Below are 2,098 nucleotides of genomic sequence, written 5' to 3' on the forward strand. Positions count from 1 at the left end.
TGTAAGGAGAAGGCATCGTTTTTCCTTATTGTATTTTTTAACCTACTGATAGTAGGTCAGAAACTGTTGATCGAGCGCTATAACTACAATCTAGATAAAAGTAATTTGACTGATTTAATCCTATATTTTTATCATTCAGGAGTTTCGATCTTCACTGTAATAGCTTAGAATATACTGCTTGCAAGATAAATATTTTGATTTAAGGCGATTATGGATATACGACGCTGGCAACTAGAAGTCAAACAAGGCAAAAAAACAGCCATTATTTGCTTTGAAGCGAACAATGATCGGCGCGATATCCTCCGTGTCGCTCGCGCCATTGCTCGCTTACGTGGCATTAATCTCAATGAAGTTGAATACCAAATTCACCCAGATCATGCCAATTAACAGTTTCAATTATATAGTTTATAGTTTAATTTAGTTAATTTAAGCAAGCATTATTATCCATTAATTGCTCTAAGGCTTGTTTTTTCTCTTTAGTCAGTGACAAAAACGGCTTGCGACAAACCCCATAATCAACACCACGCAACTGCATTAAATATTTAAGTGATTGAAATAAGCCAATCTTTAATATCGCATCCGTCACATGATTTACCTGATGCTGTAGTTTCAGCGCCTCATCCATCTCACCACGCTGAGCATGCTCATAAAGCTTGATATAGCTTGCAGACATAATGTTATAGGTCGAGCCAATCCCGCCATTCGCACCATAAAATAAACCAGCTGATAACATGCTGTCTTCACCATGAAAAATCACCGCATCTTCTGAACGCTGACGCAATTGTTCAACTAAAAACATATCCGTTGTCGTATGCTTTAAACCAATGATGCGTGGGTGCTCCATTAAACTCAATAATTGCTCAACATTGAAGCTAATGCCGGTTGTCCCTGGAATATTATATAACAATAACGGTAATGGACACTGCTCGGCTAAGTAAACATAATGCTGGTGAATTTCTTCCTGGCTAAACGCATAATAAAACGGTGGTGTCGCTGAAATTGCATCATACCCTGCCTTCACCGCCACATCAGCGAGTTGCGCCGTTAAGTCTGTGCTAATCACGCCAACATGGGCGATCATGCCAACCCGTTGCTGATTGACCTCAGCAGCCACTTTAATCACTTCAGCACGCTCAGCTTCACTCAGCAAAAAACCCTCTCCCGAGCTTCCTCCCACATAAAAGCCAGCCACACCCTTATTAATTTGATAATCCATCATATTAGCTAGCTTATCCAATGCTAACGAGCCATCCTCATGAAAGGGTGTCATTAATGGTAGATAAATACCTTGGAAGTTTTTACTCATCATCTTTTCCTCTATAACACTGTTTATATATCATTTACACCGTTCATTTCGTATCCATATCAATGTGAATCTAAATCTAAATCAAATCTATCACTGAGTAAATATCGTATTTCCAGCAACTTTGCGCTGTTGGTCCGCAGGTATTGATAAATAACCCAAAACATGGCCAACAATCACCACTGTTAATGTCCCGATTGCAGAATAATAGAAAAAGTTTAACTCACTCATATAGCGAGCGACTAATAAGGCCACAATCGCACAAATAACGCCAAATAAAGCACTCAATGCATTCGCTCGCCGACTGAAGATTCCAAGTACAAATAACCCCGTCACCGGGCCACCGACCAAACCTAGCAAACTAAAAAATGCATCCCAGACCTGACTTTCATTCGCAATCAATAAATACCCAGCTCCGGTCACACCCAGCATGCCAGCAATAACAATCACCCAACGCGCGGTCACTAAATCATCATTTGAGCAATCAGGCTTTAATAAACGCTGCTTAATGTCCGTGGTAAAACAGGCAGAAATACTATTTAAGCTGCTTGAAATACTCGATTGTGATGCTGCAAAAATAGCAGCAATAATCAGCCCTGATAAGCCTGCCGGTACTTGAGTTGCAACAAAGTAAGGTAAAATCTCAGCACTATTAAAACCCTTTGGCAGTAAGTTTGGATTCTGCTGATAAAATACGTACAGCACAGTACCAATTGCAAAAAAAATCAGCGGAATAATCGCTGTAAATTTTGCCACTGTAATCAAAGAACGTTTATTTTCGTAAGCGTCGCTACC

General features: G+C 39.9%; 3 protein-coding genes. 1 reads left to right on the top strand and 2 read right to left on the bottom strand.

The genetic code is table 11. The annotated features are described in order from the left end of the window. Positions 1-210: 210 nt before the first annotated feature. Positions 211-387 carry a hypothetical protein gene (locus C200_RS15970; RefSeq protein ID WP_016212130.1) on the top strand — a complete coding sequence of 59 codons (177 nt, stop codon included), beginning with the start codon at positions 211-213 and terminating at the stop codon, positions 385-387. A 34-nt stretch (positions 388-421) separates the two neighbouring features. Here the strand turns inward: C200_RS15970 and C200_RS06990 are convergent, their stop codons facing one another. Together C200_RS06990 and C200_RS06995 are read right to left on the bottom strand one after the other, a co-directional pair. Further along, positions 422-1,306 (bottom strand): N-acetylneuraminate lyase, encoded by an 885-nt coding sequence (locus C200_RS06990; RefSeq protein ID WP_032126495.1) that lies wholly within the window; start codon positions 1,304-1,306, stop codon positions 422-424. A 90-nt stretch (positions 1,307-1,396) separates the two neighbouring features. Further along, on the bottom strand, positions 1,397-2,098 hold a 702-nt coding region (locus C200_RS06995), incomplete at its 5' end, for a sodium:solute symporter family transporter (RefSeq protein WP_033923719.1).

The organism is Piscirickettsia salmonis LF-89 = ATCC VR-1361 (assembly GCF_000297215.2).
Lineage (GTDB): Bacteria > Pseudomonadota > Gammaproteobacteria > Piscirickettsiales > Piscirickettsiaceae > Piscirickettsia > Piscirickettsia salmonis.

Bases quoted from the DNA above. Each gene is read 5' to 3' on its own strand.
- C200_RS06990 (WP_032126495.1), bottom strand. From the start codon at position 1,306: ATGAGTAAAAACTTCCAAGGTATTTATCTACCATTAATGACACCCTTT.
- C200_RS15970 (WP_016212130.1), top strand. From the start codon at position 211: ATGGATATACGACGCTGGCAACTAGAAGTCAAACAAGGCAAAAAAACA.